We start from the raw sequence: 20,690 nt of genomic DNA, 5'->3' as shown, positions 1-20,690 counted from the left end.
TCACCACGCCCTTTGATTTTACGATTTGAGCGTAAAAGATTATTTATTATCTTTCACTTCCTCAAACTCAGCATCCACTACGCCGTCATCTTTTGCAGATTGTTGCGATTGTTCACCTGCTTGCGCTTTAGCTTGAGCCGCTTGCATTAAAGGTTCAGATGCTTTGATTAATGCTTCGGTTTTTGCATCGATTTCAGCTTTATCATCGCCTTTAGCCGCTTTTTCTAAATCAGCGATAGCGGCTTCAATTTTCGCTTTATCGTCTGCATTTAACGCCGAACCCGCTTCTTCGATTTGTTTGCGAGTTGCGTGTGCGATACCGTCTGCTTGGTTACGTGCTTGAACTAACTCTTCGAATTTTTTATCCGCTTCTGCGTTTGCTTCCGCATCACGAACCATTTGTTCGATTTCTTCGTCAGATAAACCTGAAGACGCTTGGATACGAATTTGTTGCTCTTTACCTGTGTTTTTATCTTTCGCAGATACATTAATTACACCGTTCGCATCAATATCGAACGTTACTTCGATTTGCGGCATACCACGTGGTGCCGGGTTAATACCTTCAAGGTTGAATTGACCTAAAGATTTGTTCGAAGACGCTTGTTTACGCTCACCTTGTAATACGTGGATCGTTACTGCTGATTGATTGTCTTCCGCTGTTGAGAACACTTGTGATTTCTTCGTTGGAATCGTAGTGTTTTTCTCGATTAACACAGTCATCACGCCGCCCATGGTTTCGATACCTAAAGATAATGGTGTAACGTCTAATAAAAGAACGTCTTTTACATCACCTTTTAATACACCGCCTTGAACCGCAGCACCGATTGCTACCGCTTCATCCGGGTTCACGTCTTTACGTGCTTCTTTACCGAAGAATTCAGCCACTTTTTGTTGTACTAACGGCATACGTGTTTGACCACCAACGAGGATAATATCGTTGATTTCATTCACTGATTTACCTGCGTCTTTTAATACGGTTTTAAGTGACTCAATTGAGCTTGCGACTAAATCTTCTACTAACGCTTCTAATTTCGCACGAGTTACGTTGATCGCTAAGTGTTTAGGACCTGTTGCATCTGCTGTGATATACGGAAGATTTACTTCGGTAGATTGTGCTGAAGAAAGTTCGATTTTCGCTTTTTCCGCCGCTTCTTTCACACGTTGTAATGCCATTGGGTCGTTGCGTAAATCAACGCCTTGTTCTTTTTTGAACTCGTCAATGATGTAGTCGATTACACGGTTATCGAAGTCTTCACCACCTAAGTGAGTGTTACCACCGGTTGCTAATACTTCGAATGTTTGTTCGCCGTCGAAGTTATCAATTTCGATGATTGAGATATCGAATGTACCGCCACCTAAGTCGTAAACTGCGATCACTTGGTTTTCTTTAGTTGAACCTAAACCGAACGCTAACGCTGCCGCTGTCGGTTCGTTGATGATACGTTTAACATCTAAACCTGCGATACGACCTGCATCGATTGTCGCTTGACGTTGCGCATCGTTAAAGTATGCCGGTACAGTGATAACTGCTTCAGTTACCGCTTCACCAAGGAAATCTTCCGCTGTTTTTTTCATTTTTTTCAACACTTCTGCTGAAATTTGCGGTGGTGCTAATTTGTCACCTTTTACGTTTACCCACGCATCACCGTTGTCAGCACGTGTGATTTCGAAAGGCATGATTTTAATATCACGTTGTACTTCTTCACTTTCAAAACGGCGACCGATTAAACGTTTGATTGCAAATAATGTATTTTTCGGGTTTGTAATCGCCTGACGTTTTGCCGGTTGACCAACTAACGTTTCGTTATCTGTATAAGCAATGATTGACGGAGTTGTACGTGCGCCTTCCGCATTCTCGATTACACGTGCTTTGTCACCGTCCATTACCGCTACACAAGAGTTTGTTGTACCTAAGTCAATACCAATGATTTTACCCATTTTAAAATTCCTCTGAATATAAATTTGTTTAATTACGTTTTCGTAACGTTACCCACAAGATGGTGTTCTTTCACAACTTTTCAAGGCTAAATTTGAAATTTTCTTGCAAGTATTTTTGAAAAAAGAAACGGGAAGTTCAACGTTCCCGTTCAGACGAAACAATAAATAGGGATGAAAATGAAATGATCAAGGGCGTAAAATAAATTTTTGTAAGATTTTTGAATAAAACAGACAAAAAAGCCCGTCTATACTGAACGGGCTGGCTTTCCGAGCATTAAAGACCTTTTAATCTTTGGTAAATTTCAGCAAATTTTGACCGCTTGTCTTGGTACTCGGCAAACTTGCTGCAATTCGGTTGGTAAACCGCTTCAAGCGGTAACGGCTGACAGAAATTGGCAATATCTTCATTCGGATTTAACGCAATTTGAGCAAGTTTTGCTGCGCCTAATGCAGGTCCTACATCACCACCAGTGCGGTATTCGAATGTTTTTCCAGTAATATTGGCGAGAAGCTGTCGCCAATATTCACTTTTCGCTCCTCCTCCGATTAAGGTAATGGTCTGAGCATTGATCCCCGTTTCGTGTAATGCATCAATACTTTCTCCCATTGCAAAACTGATACCTTCAATCACTGCTTTTGCCATTGTAATCGGATTATCGTTATGATTTAATCCCCAAAAAACGCCTTTGGCATAAGGATCATTGTGTGGTGTTCGTTCCCCAGATAAGTAAGGAAGAAAGATCACTTCTGATGTGGTTGGGGTCGCTTCAACTTGTTTAAAGAGCGTTTGAACATCTTTAAATCCTAATACTTTTACAGCCCAATCAATGGCGGATGCGGCACTTAATATGACAGACATTAAGTGCCAACGATTTGGTAAAGCATGACAAAAACTGTGTACGGCTTTTTGAGGGTTCGCGTGGAATTTGTCTGTGACCACAAAGTAAACGCCCGAAGTGCCTAGCGATAACATGGCTTGTCCTGCTTTATGTAAGCCAATACCGATTGCTCCTGCTGCATTATCTCCTCCTCCAGCGACAATCGGCACTTGGCGGATTTGCCATTGTTGTGCAACAGATTGACGCAGGTAGCCTGTGATTTGGTTACCCTCAAATAATTGGGGCATATGATTCAAATCTAGTCCACACGCATTAAGTAAAGATTGATTCCAGTCACGTCTGCCGACATCAAGCCACATTGTGCCAGAAGCATCAGACATATCGGAGGCGTATTCTCCAGTTAGGATTAACCGTAAATAATCTTTTGGCAGTAGTATTTTCTTCGCTTTTTCTATGATTTCAGGGCGATATTTTTTTAGCCAACGTAATTTCGGTGCGGTAAAACCCGGCATGATTAAGTTACCGGTAATTTCACGGCTATTCGGCACTAATGATTCTAATTCGGCACATTCAGCAAAACTACGTCCGTCATTCCATAAAATTGCTGGGGTTAACACCTTATCGTTTTTATCCAGCAAGGTGGCACCGTGCATTTGTCCTGTTAGTCCGATCGCTTTCACTTCAGTTAAATTGTGTTGGCTGGAAAGTTCAAGCATAGCCTGATGAGTTGCATCCCACCAGTCTTGAGGATTTTGTTCAGACCATAAGGGTTGAGGACGAGAAATGGGGAGAGATTTTTGGGTAATTGCAACAATGTGTTGGGCTTCATCAAATAGAACGACTTTAACCCCAGAAGTGCCAAGATCAATTCCAATGTACATAAATACTCCTTAATCTAAAAAACAAGCGGTCATTTTATTCAGGAAATTTGCAAACCATTGATAAAAAACGACCGCTTGTTAGCATTAACGATAAATATAGCTATTTACCAAGTTTTCCAAATATTCTTGCTGACCTGAAACCGGTTTAGGATCTAACGCTTGGTTTTCCACCATTTTGGCTAAATCTTCTAAACTTGCTTTGCCGTTTAGAATTTGCTGACCTAAATCTTTATCCCAACCTGCATAGCGATTATTTACTACTTTCTGCAATGCCTGATCTTCAATCATTTTCGCCGCACGTTTTAGCGAAAGGGCTAATACATCAATCGCCCCGATGTGTGCGTGGAATAGATCATAAGGGTCAGTACTTTGGCGGCGGATTTTCGCATCGAAGTTGAACCCACCTGTGGTGAAACCACCTGCTTTTAAGATTTCATACATCACAAGCGTGTTTTCTTCTACACTGTTCGGGAATTGGTCTGTATCCCAGCCTAATTGTGGATCGCCACGGTTTGCATCAATTGATCCGAAAATATCTAATGCCGTGGCAGTGGCAATTTCGTGTTGGAAAGTGTGTCCTGCAAGTGTTGCGTGGTTCGCTTCAATATTTAGTTTGATCTCTTTTTCTAAACCAAACTGTTTTAAGAAACCGTAAACCGTTGCTACATCATAGTCATATTGATGTTTGATTGGCTCTTGTGGTTTTGGCTCAATAAGTAATGTGCCTTCAAAGCCGATTTTGTGTTTGTGCTCCACGACTAACTGCATAAAGCGACCAATTTGTTCACGTTCTCGTCTTAAGTCTGTATTGAGTAAGGTTTCATAGCCTTCACGACCGCCCCATAACACATAGTTTTCACCAGCTAAACGTTTAGTTGCATTCATTGCAGCACAGACTTGTGCGGCAGCCCACGCAAAAACTTCAGGATTTGGATTCGTAGCGGCTCCAGACATATAACGAGGATTGGTAAAACAGTTTGCTGTTCCCCACAACAATTTCACGCCTGTTTCCGCTTGTTTTTGCTCCAAAATATCAACAATAGTTTGTAAATTGTGTAGATATTCTTTGAAGTTATTACCCTCAGGGGCAATATCCACATCGTGAAAACAATAATAAGGTACGCCTAATTTTTGAAAAAATTCAAAAGCAATTTCTGCTTTCTGTTTTGCTCCTTCAAGCAAATCACCTGTTTTTTGCCAACTTCGATCTAACGAACCCACACCAAACATATCGTTACCCGTCCAGCAAAAAGTATGCCAATAGCACACGGCTAAACGTAGATGCTCTGCCATTGTCTTGCCCAAAATCATTTCATTTGGATTGTAATGTTTAAACGCAAAAGGGTTGGTTGAGTTAGTTCCCTCGTAGGGTACTTTCACGATTTTCTCGAAATAGTTAGACATCATCAATTCTCCTCTGAATTAAATAAAAATAAATACAAAAGGGATCATCGGAAAATTTAGACATAGGTTCAATTATGATATTTCGTTTTGGGATTTCGATTATTCGTTAATGTGCACTAGATCACAAAAATAAAAAAACGTAATAGGAATAACATATTTAGTAATTTTAATTACCTTTCTTGTCAATTATAGTTTTAAAAACGTTGTGGTTGGGAAAGTTATGGCTGAGAATATTTTTGATGCTTTTATTAATAGAGAAAACACGAATAGTGCTAAATGGGAAAATGTTCGACAGTTTGGGGAGAATATAATTCCCATGTCTGTCGCTGATATGGACTTACCCGCCCCCAAAAAAATGATTGAATATCTAGCGCATCAAAATCGTCTTGGTATATACGGTTATACAGTATTACCCGAAGATTATTATGATATTGTTAGAAAATATATATTTCGTCATTATCATTATAAAATAGATAATGAATCTATTTTATTTTGTCCAAGGATAGTTCAGGCTATATCTATTTATATTAAAGAATTTACATCTCCCAATGATAGTATATGTGTGTTGACACCTTCATACATGCCGATTATAGATGCGATTACATTAAATAAACGTAAATTAAGATCATGTGAACTTGTTTATCATAATGGGAATTATTCTATTGATTTTGATGCGTTGGAAAAGTGCTTTAAGGTTGCAAAGGTATTTATTTTAGTTTCTCCACATAATCCTACAGGAATGGTTTGGTCATATAAGGTTTTAAAACAAATAGCAGAATTAGCTCAAAAATATAAAGTGTTTATTATATCTGATGATGTTCATGCGGATTTTGATTTTTCAAATAATAATCATATTATTATTTCTACATTAAATAAATATGTTGAAGAACATTCTATTATCTGCACTTCACCAGCTAAAACTTTTAATATCCCTGGCTTGGAGATATCTAATTTGATTATCTTTAATAAGAGTGTTAGAGAGAAATTTAAAGAATGTATGCAGGCATTAGGTATGCATAATCCAAATTTCTTTTCTGTTCTTGCAATTAATATTGTTTACCAAGACTGCGATGAATGGATTGATGAATTAAAAGATTATATCTACCAGAATAAATTACTTGTGAAAGATTTTTTTCATAAAAATATTCCACAATTAGAAATAGTAAATGGTGAAGGCACTTATCTTATTTGGATTAACTACAGTCGGTTGCACATCAATGAGAAAAAGTTAAAACATTGGTTTCTTGATTTATCGCATATAGAAGTATCGTGGGGAAGTTGTTTTGGTTCAAAAGAACTTCCTTTTTTCAGGATGAACATAGCGATGCCAAGACCGTTATTAAGAGAATGCTTAAGAAAAATTAAAGATGGGTTAAGTTTATTACTACAAGAGGAGGCTTGCTATGAAGCTAAATAATAAAATAAAAACCCCTACGTTACCACAGGCATTATTTCCTATATTAGCTATGCTCATTTTATTAGGCTTAGGGTATGCATTTTTTGATTTATCGCCAGAACCTTTGATGATCATATCTTGTATATTGGCAGGTTTTTTAGTTAAGTATTTAGGCTATAGTTATAGCGATATGTTGAATTCAATTGCGGCTAAAATTGCTAAAACAATGCCAGCACTTTTAATTTTAATTACCGTAGGGTTGTTAATTGGTACTTGGATCGCAGGGGGCACAATTCCAATGATGATCTTCTATGGTTTAAAAATTATTAATCCGCAGTTTTTATATATTACCGCACTTCTTTTGACATCTATTGTTTCTGTTTGCACAGGAACATCTTGGGGGGCTGCTGGAACTGTTGGCGTTGCATTTATGGGGGTTGCGATAGGATTAGATGCCAATTTAGCTGCCACCGCAGGAGCTGTTGTTGCAGGGGCTTATTTTGGCGATAAATTATCTCCGCTATCGGATACCACTAATATCGCTTCTGCTGCAACAGGGGTAGATCTCTACGAGCATATCGCTCATCTACTCTATACAACGGTTCCATCTTTTATTCTTGCTGCTATGGTGTATATCATTTATGGAATGACTGGAGATTTTTATGATGTTGCAACACCAGAAAAAGTATTGACAATGATTTCAGGTTTAGAGCAAGCCTATCATTTTGATGTGATTTTATTACTTATCCCTATTTTCATTATTTTATGGGGATCTATCACAAAAAAGCCAACAATTCCTGTGATGCTACTTTCTGCTTTTGTTGCAGCATTGAATGCCTTGTTTATTCAAGGGTTCTCTTTACAGGATGTTATTAATAGTGCAGTTAATGGATTTAACGTATCAATGTTCCCAAGTAATATTATAGTGAATGCTGATTTAGCTCGCCTTTTAAATAGAGGAGGAATGAATTCAATGATGGGGACATTGTTAATTTGTTTTTGTGCACTCTCTTTTGCGGGTATCTTATCACTCAGTGGGGCCTTGGATGTTATTATCAAGCATTTATTAAGATTAGTAAGATCCACGGCATCCTTAATATTTACGACAATAGTTTGTGGATTAACAATGATAGGAGTTACTTGTAACGGGCAAATCTCGGTTTTAATTCCTGGTGAAATGCTGAAAGAAGCCTATATTGAACGAGGATTACATCCGAAAAACCTAAGTCGAACAGTTGAAGATTCAGCAACAATCATTGAACCCATTTTGCCTTGGACGGCAGCAGGAGCTTATATGGCCGGTACATTAGGTGTTGCGACTATTTCGTATTTACCTTGGGCGATTCTATGCTGGAGTGGCATCGTGTTTGCTATGTTATGGGGAATGACTGGATTTGGTATCGCAAAATTAAAATAAAGCTTTCCAATAATTATTAATATTATAGGTGATTGCAATAAGTAATTTAAAAAATAGAAATCATTTAGCATATTTAAATGCCTATAGCGAAGAGATTACAGAGACATTCTGTAATCTCTTTTATTTTTACTTTAGTATGATTTTAATTTTATTCAATGAAGTTGCACTTACCCATCTTCGATAAACACAATGAGCTGTTAATCGCATTTATTTATGTGCTGTAGATCACAAAAATGAAAAAACATAATCCCATTAATAAATCTGGTAATTGAAGTTAGGGCAAAATCTTCGCACACTCTATCCGGAGCAACTTAGCTCATCTATCATTTCTATGACTAACAAGTGAGGTGCTTTATGAAAATGAAATTTAAGTTATTCACCGTTGTAGCTGCAGCATTGATGGCTTTTGGTTACCCGGCAATAGCCAAAGATCTTAAGATTGGTCTGTCGATTGATGATTTACGTTTGGAAAGATGGCAAAAAGATAGAGATATTTTTGTCAATAAAGCGGAAAGTCTAGGGGCAAAAGTATTTGTTCAGTCAGCAAATGGCGATGCTGCTGCTCAAATTTCTCAAATTGAGAATATGCTAAATAAAGATATCGATGTGTTAGTGATTATCCCGTTTAACGGCGAAGTGTTATCAAACGTGATTGCTGAAGCAAAAAAAGAGGGCGTAAAAGTGCTTGCTTATGACCGTTTAATCAACAATGCCGATATTGATTTCTATGTGTCGTTCGATAATGAAAAAGTCGGTGAATTACAAGCACAAAGTATTATTGAGAAAAAACCGGAAGGGAATTATTTTTTAATGGGCGGTTCGCCGGTGGATAACAATGCGAAGTTATTCCGTCAGGGACAGATGAAAATATTACAACCGCATATTGATAGCGGCAAAATTAAAGTGGTGGGCGATCAATGGGTAGATTCTTGGTTAGCCGAGAAAGCATTACAAATTATGGAAAATGCTTTAACTGCTAATAAAAACAACATTGATGCCGTTGTTGCTTCAAACGATGCTACTGCAGGCGGTGCGATTCAAGCGTTAAGTGCACAAGGTTTATCAGGCAAAGTGGCAATTTCAGGCCAAGATGCGGACTTAGCAGCAATCAAACGTATTATTGCCGGTACACAAACAATGACTGTGTATAAACCAATTACTAACCTTGCAGATAAAGCCGCTGAAATTGCAGTAGCACTGGGTAAAGAAGAAAAAATTGAAAGCAATGCGAAATTAAATAATGGTAGCAAAGATGTTGAAGCTTACTTATTAGAGCCAGTGGTAGTGACCAAAGAAAATATTGATGACACCGTGATTAAAGACGGCTTCCATACCCAAGATGCAGTATATAAATAAATCACTTTAATTTATCGAGATGGCGAGGCTTCCTCGCCATTTTTGAAAATAAGGGGCTAAGTATGGCGAAATTATTAGAAATGAAGAACATCACTAAAAAATTTGGTGAAGTTGTGGCATTAAATAATATTTCAATTTCCCTTGAAACCGGTGAAATACTTTCTTTGTGTGGCGAAAATGGCTCAGGAAAATCAACCTTAATGAAAGTATTGTGTGGCATTTATCCTGCTGGTGAGTATGAAGGGGAAATCTATTTTTCCGGCGAAAAATTGATTGCCAAAAATATTAAAGATACCGAAGAAAAAGGCATTTCCATTATTCACCAAGAATTGACCCTAGTAAAAAATATGTCGATTTTGGAGAATATGTTTTTAGGTAATGAAATTACCAAATCTGGCATTACAGATGACAATGAAATGTATCTTAAGTGCAAAACTTTGCTAGGACAAGTGCAACTGGATATTGACCCCAATACCAAAGTAGGCGAGTTAGGCTTAGGGCAACAACAATTGGTTGAAATTGCTAAAGCCCTAAATAAACAGGTGCGTTTATTAATTTTAGACGAACCAACCGCTTCTCTCACTGAAAAAGAAACGGACGTTTTGCTTAATTTAATTAAAGACTTACAAGCTCATAATATTGCTTGTGTTTATATTTCCCATAAATTAAATGAAGTTAAAGCCATTTCTGACAATATTTGCGTGATTCGGGATGGCGAGCATATTGGCACTCGTTCGGCACTTGGTATGAGCGAAGACGACATTATTACGATGATGGTCGGGCGTGAAATTACCTCGCTTTATCCACACGAACCGCATGAGATTGGTGAAGAAATTCTGCGTGTTGAAAATATTACCGCTTGGCACCCGACTAATACGCATATCAAGCGGGTAGATAATGCCAATTTTGTGTTACATAAAGGCGAGATTTTAGGAATAGCAGGCTTAGTCGGTTCAGGACGAACTGAAATGGCACAATGTATTTTCGGCTCTTATCAAGGCAAATATCAGGCAGATATTTATCTCAATCATCAAAAAACAAACATCAAAAATTGTGCCCAAGCGATTGAAAATCATATTGTTATGGTGCCGGAAGATCGCAAAAAACACGGCATTATTCCGATTATGGGCGTGGGAAAAAATATCACGCTTTCTGCATTGCCTCAATTCTGCTTTGCAAAAAAAGTAATAAATGAACCGCTTGAAGAAACAATTATCAACCAATCCATTACCAAATTAAAAGTGAAAACCTCTTCGCCTGACTTAGCTATTGGGCGGTTAAGTGGCGGTAATCAACAAAAGGCGATATTAGCAAAATGCTTACTACTCAATCCGAAAATCTTAATTTTAGATGAGCCGACACGTGGAATTGACGTTGGAGCAAAATATGAAATTTATAAACTTATTAATCAACTAGCCCAAGAAGGAATGGCAATCATTGTGATCTCTTCCGAATTGCCAGAAGTATTAGGGATTAGCGACCGTGTGTTAGTGATGCACGAAGGAAAAATTAAAGCGGATCTCATCAACCAGAATCTAACCCAAGAAGAAGTAATGGAAGCGGCACTTAAGGAGTAATTTATGAACAAGTTAAAATCCATTAATTTGCAAGTTTATATTATGCTGATTGCAATCATTGTAATTATGAGCTTTTTCTCTATTGCGACTGATGGTGCTTATTTAAGTGCCAGAAACATTTCGAATCTTTTACGCCAAACCTCCATTACGGGTATTCTTGCTATTGGTATGGTATTTGTGATTATTTCGGCAGAAATTGATCTCTCTGTTGGCTCATTAATGGGCTTGCTTGGCGGATTTGCCGCAATCAGTAATGTTTGGTGGGGCTGGCCTTTACCTCTAACCATTGCAGTTACACTGATTTTAGGTTTAATGATTGGAGCTTGGAACGGCTGGTGGGTGGCTTATCAGAAAGTGCCATCTTTTATTGTCACGCTTGCTGGTATGCTGGCGTTTCGTGGAATCTTGGTGGGTATCACTAATGGCACAACTGTTTCGCCTATCAGCGAAGAGATGACCACTATTGGTCAAGGTTACTTGCCTGATATGGTGGGTATGATTTTAGGCACAATCGGTATTTTCTGCTTTATCGTTTGGGACAGTTACCAACGTAAAGCTAGACAAAAACTCAATTTAACCGTGCCGTCTATGCCGAAAGATACAATCAAATATAGCATTGTAGCAATGATTGTATTAGGGGCAATTTACCTACTCAACGATTACCGTGGCGTACCATTCCCAGTATTGGTATTAGTAGTATTAGCAATTGCAGGCACATTTCTCGCTCGCAAAACTGCCTTTGGTCGCCACGTTTATGCGATTGGTGGCAATATTGATGCCGCCCGCCTTTCTGGAATTGCGGTTGAAAAAGTGAAACTCTCCATCTTCGCACTAAACGGATTATTAGTTGCCATTGCAGGTTTGATTTTAAGCTCCCGACTGGGTGCCGGAGCTCCGTCAGCCGGTCAAAATGCTGAGCTTGATGCGATTGCAGCTTGCGTGATTGGTGGTGCAAGTTTAGCCGGTGGTATAGGCACAATTTATGGTGTCGTTATAGGGGCATTTATTATCGCCTTACTGGATAACGGAATGAGTATGCTTGATGTGCCAACCTTCTGGCAATATATCGTAAAAGGTGCAATTTTACTGCTTGCGGTTTGGGTGGATACAATAAGTAAGAAAAAAGCATAATTATAAACAAGCGGTATCTTTTTTGAATATTTTGCAAAAAAGGATGAGAATGTGACCGCTTGTCTGCTTTTGATAAAAATATCATTTTCTTTTATAGTTAGACTTCAAATGGTTTTGGAGGCTAAATGGTAGAAAAATACTACAAAATCGCCTTACTTTTTAATGCTAACAAAATTTATGATCGTGGTGTAATGAAAGGGATTGGGCAATTTATCCAAGCATCACAATGTTCGTGGGATATTTTTGTAGAGGACGATTTTGTGTATCACAAAGATACCATTGAAAGCCTCTCCATTGATGGGATTATCGCAGATTTTGATGATCCTGAAACCGTAGAGTTACTCAAAGATATTGATGTGCCGATTGTTGCGGTAGGGGGCTCATATCAGAACCCTGACTATTATCCAAAACTACCTTATGTTGCTACCGATAATTATGCTTTAGTTGAAGCCGCTTTTCTTCATTTAAAGCAAAAAGGCATTAATCAGTTTGCTTTTTATGGTTATCCTGCCGAAACAGAAAAGCATTGGTCTATTGAACGCCAAAAAGCTTTTATCCAATTGATGGAAAAATATGAACATCAACCCAATTGCTATGTTGGTGATAAAGCTCATTCCGATAATTGGGCTGAGTTGCAAACAAAGTTAGGGGAATGGCTTCAAACTTTACCTTCTCATACAGGGATTATTGCGGTCACGGATGCCAGAGCAAGACACCTTTTACAAACCTGCGAGCATCTCAAAATTGCTGTGCCAGAGCAACTGTGCGTGATTGGTATTGATAATGAAGAACTTATTCAATACCTCTCTCGTGTATCGCTTTCCTCCGTTACGCAAGGCACAACGCAAATTGGCTACCACGCAGCAAAGTTACTCTATCGCAAACTAAACCATCTACCAGTTTCATTAAAACCGATTCTAATCCCTCCGCTAAAAATAGAAGAAAGACGTTCGACGGATTACCGCTCTTTACAAGATCCATCGGTTATTCAGGCTATGCATTTTATCCGACATCGAGCTTGCCAAGGTATTAAAGTAGAACAAGTGCTGGATCATTTAAGAATTTCTCGCTCTAATCTAGAACAACGTTTTAAAGATGAAATAAATAAAACTATCCATCAAGTAATCCATGAAGAGAAATTAGCTCGTGCAAAATATATGCTACAATTTACCGATATTTCGATCCAAGAAATTTCAGAAATTTGCGGTTATCCTTCTTTACCCTATTTCTATTCGGTATTTAAAAAAGAATATGCGGATACTCCGAAAGCATTTAGAGAATCCCACTACAAAATTTTAGTTGAGTAAAACTATGACAAAAAAATTTTTATTGAGTCTGGCAACCCTTTCACTTGGGTTAGCCGGTTGTACAACTTATCAATCTACCCTAACGGAAGGCGTGGATAATACTGTTGCCCCGCAACAAGATTTTTATCGTTTTGTAAACGGCAAATGGCTTGCAGCAGCGCAAATTCCGGCAGACAGAACCTCATGGGGCACGTTAGCGGAGTTAAACGAATTGAATGAACAACGTTCGATTAAATTCTTACAAGCGGTCATTTCCGAGCCGAAATTTGCAAATGATGCAAAAGCCCAACGTTTAAAAGCAGTGTATGAAACCTATACCGATTTAAATGCACGTGAGCAAGCAGGGCTTACCCCGATTGCAAAAGATATTGAGAAAATCAAACAGATCAACACTTTTGCCGATTTAAAACGCTATTTGATTGAAGAAACCAAAACCGGTAACGAAGTGTTATTCGGTTGGTCAGTATTCGCTCACTTAAAAAACTCCCGCCAAAACGGTGTCTATTTAAGCAATGTGGATTTAGGTTTAAGCAACGATTACTTCCAAAAAGATACACCAGAAAATCGTGCCACCTTAAAATCGTATCAAGACTACATTGAGCAGATTTTAGGCTATGCCAAAGTCACCAATCCAGCAGCAAAAGCGAAAGCGATTGTCGCTTACGAAAAAGCGATTGCGAAAACATTGTTTACCAATGAGGAAGATCGTGACGTCCAAAAACGCTACAACCCAACCAATATAGCACAGCTGAAAAAACTGAGTAAAAACATTGATTTAGCTCAGTATTTGCAAGCGGTTGGCGTGGAAACCGATGAGGTAATTTTATATGAGCCTCGTTATTTCCAAGCGTTGGATCAACTTATCAATCCGCAAAACTTAGCGGTAATTAAAGACTACTTATTATTCCGTACCTTATCGGATAACGCCCCTTACTTAAACAAAGAAATGGATGATGTTCGTTTTGAGTTTTACGGCAAAAAATTAGTAGGTCAGAAACAGCAACGCCCGTTAGAAAAACGTGCTTTAGCCACGATAAATAGCTGGCTCGGACAAGAATTTGCACAGTTTTATGTGGCGGAATTCTTCCCGCAATCGGCAAAAAACAATGTGCTTGAAATGGCGCAATATTTAGTCAAAGCCTATCATCATCGTATTGATAACTTAGCCTGGATGTCGACGGAAACCAAACAAAAAGCGAAAGCTAAATTAGATAAATTTATTGTCGAGGTCGGTTATCCGAACAAATGGCGCGACTACAGTAACTTAACCCTCAAAACCGTGGCACAAGGCGGTACGCTCTACGCCAATATGCAACAAATTGCCAAATGGAGTTACGACTATAATCTTGCTAAAGTCGGCAAACCGGTTGATTTAAATGAATGGGGAATGCTGCCGCAAGTGGTCAATGCTTCCTATAGCCCGTTAATGAACCGTATTGTGTTCCCAGCTGGCATTTTACAAGCGCCGCTTTATAGCCAACAGGCGGATCCGGCGGTCAATTTCGGCGCAATCGGGGCGATTATCGGCCATGAAATCACCCACGGCTTTGATGATAGCGGTTCAAAATTTGACGGCGAAGGCAATCTAAAAGATTGGTGGACGGCAGACGATCGCAAAAAATTTGAAGCCTTGGCAGATAAATTAGTCGCACAATTCGATCAGTTTGAAGTCACACCAAAAGTGCATGTAAATGGGCGTTTTACCTTGGGTGAAAATATTGCCGATTTAGGTGGTTTAAGTATCGCTTACGATGCACTGAAACTATACGAACAAGATCACGGCATCAGCCCGACGATTGAAAACTTTACTAGCGATCAACGCTTCTTTATGAGCTGGACGCGTTCATGGCGCCATAAAGCGACCGTGCAAGCGCTTACTCATCAAGTGAAAAGCGATCCGCACGCACCGGGGCAGTTCCGCGCTTATGCACCGGTACTGAATATCAGCGGTTTCCACCGTGCATTCGGTACCAAAGCCGGTGATAAAATGTATCGCAATGAGGCGGAACGTATTCGTATTTGGTAATCGCAAGCGGTCGGATTTTGGCAAAATTTTGCAAAAAATCAACCAAATCCGACCGCTTGTTTTAAGGAACTGTTATGGCATTACAACGTTGCCCAGAGTGTCGGCACAAAATTAGCGAGAGTGTTATCGCTTGTCCGCATTGCGGTTTTTCATTTAAAGAAGCAGACTTAGCCGTTTATCGTGAGAAATTGGAACAACGCCGCTTACACAATCAAGCGCTCAACCGCAAAAATGTAAAAGTACAGCTATTTTGGCTATGTATCTTTGCGGTTGTTATCACGGTAGCTTGGCTAATTAACTAAGTATAGGGCGTAAATTCCGCCCTATTGTTCTTCTTTAATGTCTTCACGCTAACAAATAGCAAAATCTTTGCTAATATTCCGAAAACGCATAAAAACATACCGTTTTCTCTCCTCTCGTCACAAATTCATTTATAAACTTTGATCTAAGCCCACATTTTAAATTCTATATTCCATTCTGCTCTAAACTATGCCCTGTTAGTATTTTTAAGAATAACAAAATCACTCTATAAATACGCCATTGAAGTATTTTTAAACGTGGGAATTTTATATGAGCGTTGAGACGAAAGGCGAATTACCTTTATCCGCTGAAACTGTACAAGTTTTAGCAAATTTAGATCATTTGCAACTGGCATGGCTATCCGGCTACGCTTGGGCGAAGGCACAAGGCACAAATAGCATTAGTGAAAATTTTGCAAAAAATCCGTCAAATTTGACCGCTTTGGTGGCGACGGAACCACTTAAAGTGACGGTGCTTTCCGCTTCACAAACCGGCAATGCGAAATCCGTTGCTGATAAACTCGCCGAACGCTTAACCGCTGAAGGGGTAAATGTGGCTCGCATTTCATTAAAAGACTATAAGGCGAAAAATATTGCCGATGAGAAGCTCGTATTATTAGTCACATCAACACAGGGCGAAGGCGAAACGCCGGAAGAAGGCGTGGTGTTGTTAAAGCTGCTCAATGGTAAAAAAGCACCGAAATTAGACCGCTTGCAATTTGCCGTATTAGGCCTAGGCGATTCTTCTTACCCAAATTTCTGCCAAGCCGCCAAAGACTTTGATCAACGTTTTTATGACTTAGGTGCAACACGCTTATTCGATCGTGTGGATGCCGATTTAGACTTCCAAACGACCGCCGATCAGTGGATCAATGAAATTGTCGAAATCATTAAAGCCAAAAATAACGAAAGCACTGCGGTTAATTTAGCACCAACTGCGTCCCGAGCTCCCACCGTAACTAGTCAATCAAAATACAATAAAGCGAATCCATTTCCGGCAACGCTTATCACCAACCAACGTATCACAGCAAAAGATGCAGAAAAAGATGTACGTCATTTAGAATTTGATTTAAGCGGATCCGATTTGAGCTACCAATCCGGCGATGTTTTGGGTGTTTACTTTGAAAATGATCCGGCATTAGTCAATGAAATCCTAGCCACTCTCGGCTTAGCTGCAGAAGAACAGATAACACTACAGGATAAAATACTGCCGCTAGCCACCGCTTTACAAACACAATTTGAGCTTACGCAAAACACAACGGCTTTCGTAAAGAATTATGCCGCCCTTGCTAATCATACAGAACTCAATGCGATTATAGCGGACAGTGAACAATTGCAAAATTTTGTGCAAAACACACCGCTTGTTGATGTTATCAATCTATATCCAGCAAGCCTCTCTGCCGAGCAATTTATTGCTTTACTGCGCCCGTTAACTCCTCGTTTATATTCGATTTCCTCTGCACAAGCTGAGGTGGGTGAAGAAGTACATCTCAGTGTTGGCGTTGTCCGTTACAACTATAACGGCAAAGCACGTGCCGGCGGTGCTTCCAGCTATTTAGCTGATCGTGTTGAAGAAGATGGACAAGTACGGATCTTTGTTGAACACAATGACAACTTCAAATTGCCGCAAGATTCCTCAAAACCGATCATTATGATTGGCTCCGGTACCGGTATCGCGCCGTTCAGATCCTTTGTACAACAACGTGCCGCCGATGAAGCAGAAGGTAAAAACTGGCTGATTTTTGGTAACCAACACTTTGCGTCTGATTTCTTATACCAAACTGAATGGCAACAATTTGCTAAAGACGGCTTCCTGCATAAATACAGTTTTGCATGGTCACGAGATCAGGAGCAAAAAATTTATGTACAAGACAAAATCCGTGAAGAAGCCGAGGCACTATGGCAATGGCTACAACAAGGGGCTTATCTCTATGTGTGCGGCGATGCAAGCCGTATGGCGAAGGACGTAAATCAAGCGTTATTAGACGTTATCGCCCAGCAAGGCAATCTAAATGCGGATGAAGCAGAAGAATATTTAGATAATTTACGTGAAGAAAAACGTTATCAACGTGATGTTTATTAAAAATCAGTGGAATTTAGGAGTGAGAAAATGAGTGATAAAAAAACCAAAGGCTTAGAGTGGCAAGAAAAACCGTTGTCTGACAACGAGCGTTTAAAAACCGACAGTAATTTCTTACGCGGCACGATTTTAGAGGATTTAAAAGACGGTTTAACCGGCGGTTTTAAAGGCGATAATTTCCAACTGATTCGCTTTCACGGTATGTATGAACAAGACGACCGTGATATTCGTGCCGAGCGTTTAGAAGAAAAACTTGAGCCGTTAAAATTTATGTTACTTCGCTGCCGTTTACCCGGCGGTATTATCAAACCTTATCAATGGATTGAGATTGATAAATTCGCCCGTGAACATACCCGCTATCAATCGATTCGTTTAACTAATCGCCAAACGTTCCAATATCACGGCGTACCAAAAGGCAAATTACAACCGATGCACCGTTTGTTACATAGCATCGGGTTGGATTCAATTGCGACCGCTGCCGATATGAATCGTAACGTACTTTGTACTTCAAACCCAATTGAAAGCGAATTACACCAACAAGCTTATGAGTTTGCGAAAAAGATTTCAGAACATCTCTTGCCTCGTTCTCGTGGTTATTTAGATGTTTGGATCGATGGTAAAAAAGTCGAAAGCTCGGACGATTTACTCAAAATCGAAGATGAACCGATTCTCGGTAAAACCTTCCTACCGCGTAAATTCAAAACCGCTGTTGCTATTCCACCGCTTAACGATGTAGATGTGTATGCGAACGATTTAAACTTTATTGCGATTCAAGATGAGAACAGGCAGCTATGCGGCTTTAACGTATTAGTCGGCGGAGGATTATCCTTTGAACACGGTAACACCAAAACTTACCCAAATGTCGCTTATTCACTCGGCTTTGTACCATTGGAACATACGCTTGCCGCCGCCGAAGGCGTAGTCAAAACCCAGCGAGACTTCGGTAACCGTTCCGACCGTAAAAATGCACGTGTGCGTTATACCGTACAAAATATGACACTAGACGGCTTTAGAGCGGAAGTGGAACGTTGTATGAATATCAAATTCGAACCGACACGTCCGTATGAATTCACCGAACGAGGCGATCGTATCGGCTGGGTTAAAGGCATTGATAATAACTGGCACTTAACCTTATTCATTGAAAGTGGTCGTATTACCGATAAACCTGAAAAACCTTTAATGACAGGCGTGCTAGAACTCGCTAAAGTACATAAAGGCGATTTTCGTATCACTGCCAATCAAAATCTGATCGTAGCGAATGTTGCGGAACAAGATAAAGCACAGATTGAAGCAATTGCTCGCCAATACGGATTAATCCAAGAAATTTCAAAATTGCGTGAGAATGCGATGTCTTGCGTATCCTTGCCGACTTGTCCATTGGCAATGGCGGAAGCAGAACGGGTATTACCGGACTTTATTAGCGAACTCGATAAAGTCTTGAGTAAGCACAATGTTGCAGATGAAAGCATTATTACCCGTATCACCGGCTGCCCAAATGGCTGCGGACGAGCAATGTTGGCGGAAATTGGTTTAGTTGGTAAAGCGATTGGACGTTATAACCTACATATCGGCGGCGATCGTGCAGGTTTGCGTATTCCTCGCTTGTATAAAGAAAATATTACTTTACCGGAAATCGTGAATGAACTTGACCAATTAGTCGCCCGTTGGGCAACTGAGCGCCAAGACAACGAAGCTTTCGGTGACTTTGTTATTCGCGCTAATATTATTGCCCCAGTTGTCAATGCTCACATTGATTTCTGGGACGCAACGAAAATTATTCCAACAACTATAATCTAAACCTAGTGGTATACACACCACCTTGCGGTTAATCTGTAAAGTAGGGCAGATTGACCGCTTTTTTATGCCCCACGATATTGAATTAATTCGGCCCACTCTAAACGATGGAAGAACCAATAGCGTTGTTCTATATCCAATTGATTTTCACAGCCGGCAACCCATGGTTTATAAGCACAATTATAGTGAATAACTAACGGCTGCTGCCCATTAATATCCATAATCTCCGAGTACAATTCAAAATGATTTAATTGCTGTAAGTAATAGTAATTACCAAACTGATAATTATACTTTCGATGCAAAGGTAACCAAGTATGCATAAATAGCATATTTAAAATATCTTGATCACCTAAATCACCACCTTGACGATTATATTGTGCAATGGTTTCCATCAACTTTTGTTGTAAATTCGGAATTTCGCGCCATCTTTTATTATTGAGTAATAACACGCCCGAGTTAAAGTAAGGATAGCAGTCTAATATCGAATGCTTAAAATAACGGCTGCTCAGAATATAATCTTCAACAGCGCCCAGCATGTAATCGCTAATATCGTGATCATACAGTTCTCTTAAGGAACCGTTTACAATAATATCACTATCTAAATACAGCACCTTATCCGCATGAATAACTTGTGGAATCAAACAACGATAGAAGCTGATCTCACTCACATGTGCTGTAGTTTTCAACTGTTGAAAAACATCAGCCTGAACCGATACATTATTAATGTCACTTTGAAAATAAGCTAAATATTGGTTTAAAGATTTAAACCATTCATTAGAATGGTCTTTATTAATTAAATAGAAATGGACATTTGTGTCATAAAAACAAATCGACTTAATTAATGTGATTACTTGTTCTGCATATTTGCGATCAGCTGATAGAACAACATGCATCGGCTCATAAGACATAATATTCCCGTTAATAAAATAAATACTAAACAATATGATAGCATGAAATCGCTTTTCCCGAACAAGCGGTCAAATTCCCTTGCTATTTTGCAAATGCGCTAATGGAGGTTGTTTGAATAAGCAAAAAAAGAAAGGAGAAGATGAATAAAGATAAAAATGAAGCTGGAGCTGGAGCTAAAAACAAATTCACCCCAAAAACAAAAACCCTGTGATTATCACTAACCACAGGGTTCCCTTTAATTCAATCTGGCGATGCCCTACTCTCACATGGGGAAACCCCACACTACCATCGGCGTTACAGCATTTTACTTCTGAGTTCGGGATGGATTCAGGTAGA

General features: G+C 39.4%; 14 protein-coding genes and 1 rRNA gene. 10 read left to right on the top strand and 5 right to left on the bottom strand.

Going from position 1 to position 20,690, the window contains the following annotated elements:
* Window positions 1-39 precede the first annotated feature (39 nt).
* The 3 genes from dnaK to xylA all read right to left on the bottom strand — a co-directional run bounded on the left by dnaK (window position 40) and on the right by xylA (window position 5,062).
* Window positions 40-1,938, bottom strand: coding sequence for a molecular chaperone DnaK (gene dnaK, locus C228_RS0100075; protein WP_018650694.1), 1,899 nt, complete (start codon window positions 1,936-1,938; stop codon window positions 40-42).
* Window positions 1,939-2,212: 274 nt separating this feature from the next.
* Window positions 2,213-3,658: a xylulokinase gene (gene xylB, locus C228_RS0100070; RefSeq protein WP_018650693.1), complete on the bottom strand. Its 1,446-nt coding sequence runs from the start codon at window positions 3,656-3,658 to the stop codon at window positions 2,213-2,215.
* 84 nt (window positions 3,659-3,742) lie between these two features.
* Window positions 3,743-5,062 (bottom strand): xylose isomerase, encoded by a 1,320-nt coding sequence (xylA, locus tag C228_RS0100065; protein WP_026313111.1) that lies wholly within the window; start codon window positions 5,060-5,062, stop codon window positions 3,743-3,745.
* A gap of 220 nt (window positions 5,063-5,282) precedes the next feature.
* Between xylA and C228_RS0100060 the strand changes: the two genes are divergently transcribed.
* The 10 genes from C228_RS0100060 to cysI all read left to right on the top strand — a co-directional run bounded on the left by C228_RS0100060 (window position 5,283) and on the right by cysI (window position 19,448).
* Window positions 5,283-6,479 carry a MalY/PatB family protein gene (locus tag C228_RS0100060; protein WP_018650691.1) on the top strand — a complete coding sequence of 399 codons (1,197 nt, stop codon included), beginning with the start codon at window positions 5,283-5,285 and terminating at the stop codon, window positions 6,477-6,479.
* 49 nt (window positions 6,480-6,528) lie between these two features.
* Entirely contained in the window at window positions 6,529-7,875 is a 1,347-nt protein-coding gene (gene nhaC, locus C228_RS0100055; RefSeq protein WP_425393282.1) for a Na+/H+ antiporter NhaC, read from the top strand.
* Between the two features lie 354 nt (window positions 7,876-8,229).
* Window positions 8,230-9,231 (top strand): D-xylose ABC transporter substrate-binding protein, encoded by a 1,002-nt coding sequence (gene xylF, locus C228_RS0100050; RefSeq protein ID WP_018650689.1) that lies wholly within the window; start codon window positions 8,230-8,232, stop codon window positions 9,229-9,231.
* A gap of 62 nt (window positions 9,232-9,293) precedes the next feature.
* Window positions 9,294-10,808, top strand: coding sequence for a D-xylose ABC transporter ATP-binding protein (gene xylG, locus C228_RS0100045; protein WP_018650688.1), 1,515 nt, complete (start codon window positions 9,294-9,296; stop codon window positions 10,806-10,808).
* A 3-nt stretch (window positions 10,809-10,811) separates the two neighbouring features.
* The gene (locus C228_RS0100040) at window positions 10,812-11,939 is read left to right on the top strand and encodes a sugar ABC transporter permease (protein WP_018650687.1); all 1,128 of its coding nucleotides are present in this window, start codon (window positions 10,812-10,814) and stop codon (window positions 11,937-11,939) included.
* A 125-nt stretch (window positions 11,940-12,064) separates the two neighbouring features.
* Window positions 12,065-13,246: a XylR family transcriptional regulator gene (locus tag C228_RS0100035; RefSeq protein ID WP_018650686.1), complete on the top strand. Its 1,182-nt coding sequence runs from the start codon at window positions 12,065-12,067 to the stop codon at window positions 13,244-13,246.
* A 4-nt stretch (window positions 13,247-13,250) separates the two neighbouring features.
* On the top strand, window positions 13,251-15,272 hold the full coding sequence (locus tag C228_RS0100030; protein WP_018650685.1) for a M13 family metallopeptidase: 2,022 nt from the start codon (window positions 13,251-13,253) through the stop codon (window positions 15,270-15,272).
* Window positions 15,273-15,346: 74 nt separating this feature from the next.
* On the top strand, window positions 15,347-15,574 hold the full coding sequence (locus C228_RS0100025; RefSeq protein ID WP_018650684.1) for a zinc ribbon domain-containing protein: 228 nt from the start codon (window positions 15,347-15,349) through the stop codon (window positions 15,572-15,574).
* A gap of 268 nt (window positions 15,575-15,842) precedes the next feature.
* Window positions 15,843-17,654, top strand: a complete 1,812-nt coding sequence (locus C228_RS0100020; RefSeq protein WP_018650683.1) for an assimilatory sulfite reductase (NADPH) flavoprotein subunit — start codon at window positions 15,843-15,845, stop codon at window positions 17,652-17,654.
* Between the two features lie 27 nt (window positions 17,655-17,681).
* The gene (gene cysI / locus C228_RS0100015; RefSeq protein WP_018650682.1) at window positions 17,682-19,448 is read left to right on the top strand and encodes an assimilatory sulfite reductase (NADPH) hemoprotein subunit; all 1,767 of its coding nucleotides are present in this window, start codon (window positions 17,682-17,684) and stop codon (window positions 19,446-19,448) included.
* 62 nt (window positions 19,449-19,510) lie between these two features.
* Here the strand turns inward: cysI and C228_RS0100010 are convergent, their stop codons facing one another.
* Window positions 19,511-20,338 carry a glycosyltransferase family 8 protein gene (locus C228_RS0100010; protein ID WP_245552732.1) on the bottom strand — a complete coding sequence of 276 codons (828 nt, stop codon included), beginning with the start codon at window positions 20,336-20,338 and terminating at the stop codon, window positions 19,511-19,513.
* 259 nt (window positions 20,339-20,597) lie between these two features.
* A 5S ribosomal RNA gene (gene rrf, locus C228_RS13825) occupies window positions 20,598-20,690 on the bottom strand; the annotation flags it as partial.

It is taken from the genome of Actinobacillus capsulatus DSM 19761 (assembly GCF_000374285.1).
Taxonomy (GTDB): domain Bacteria; phylum Pseudomonadota; class Gammaproteobacteria; order Enterobacterales; family Pasteurellaceae; genus Actinobacillus; species Actinobacillus capsulatus.
This window is presented reverse-complemented; position numbering and strand designations above follow the sequence as displayed.

What these genes read in the sequence shown, in the direction of transcription:
- dnaK (WP_018650694.1), bottom strand. Translation starts at nt 1,938, where the DNA reads ATGGGTAAAATCATTGGTATTGACTTAGGTACAACAAACTCTTGTGTA.
- xylB (WP_018650693.1), bottom strand. Translation starts at nt 3,658, where the DNA reads ATGTACATTGGAATTGATCTTGGCACTTCTGGGGTTAAAGTCGTTCTA.
- xylA (WP_026313111.1), bottom strand. Translation starts at nt 5,062, where the DNA reads ATGTCTAACTATTTCGAGAAAATCGTGAAAGTACCCTACGAGGGAACT.
- C228_RS0100060 (WP_018650691.1), top strand. Translation starts at nt 5,283, where the DNA reads ATGGCTGAGAATATTTTTGATGCTTTTATTAATAGAGAAAACACGAAT.
- nhaC (WP_425393282.1), top strand. Translation starts at nt 6,529, where the DNA reads ATGCTCATTTTATTAGGCTTAGGGTATGCATTTTTTGATTTATCGCCA.
- xylF (WP_018650689.1), top strand. Translation starts at nt 8,230, where the DNA reads ATGAAAATGAAATTTAAGTTATTCACCGTTGTAGCTGCAGCATTGATG.
- xylG (WP_018650688.1), top strand. Translation starts at nt 9,294, where the DNA reads ATGGCGAAATTATTAGAAATGAAGAACATCACTAAAAAATTTGGTGAA.
- C228_RS0100040 (WP_018650687.1), top strand. Translation starts at nt 10,812, where the DNA reads ATGAACAAGTTAAAATCCATTAATTTGCAAGTTTATATTATGCTGATT.
- C228_RS0100035 (WP_018650686.1), top strand. Translation starts at nt 12,065, where the DNA reads ATGGTAGAAAAATACTACAAAATCGCCTTACTTTTTAATGCTAACAAA.
- C228_RS0100030 (WP_018650685.1), top strand. Translation starts at nt 13,251, where the DNA reads ATGACAAAAAAATTTTTATTGAGTCTGGCAACCCTTTCACTTGGGTTA.
- C228_RS0100025 (WP_018650684.1), top strand. Translation starts at nt 15,347, where the DNA reads ATGGCATTACAACGTTGCCCAGAGTGTCGGCACAAAATTAGCGAGAGT.
- C228_RS0100020 (WP_018650683.1), top strand. Translation starts at nt 15,843, where the DNA reads ATGAGCGTTGAGACGAAAGGCGAATTACCTTTATCCGCTGAAACTGTA.
- cysI (WP_018650682.1), top strand. Translation starts at nt 17,682, where the DNA reads ATGAGTGATAAAAAAACCAAAGGCTTAGAGTGGCAAGAAAAACCGTTG.
- C228_RS0100010 (WP_245552732.1), bottom strand. Translation starts at nt 20,338, where the DNA reads ATGCATGTTGTTCTATCAGCTGATCGCAAATATGCAGAACAAGTAATC.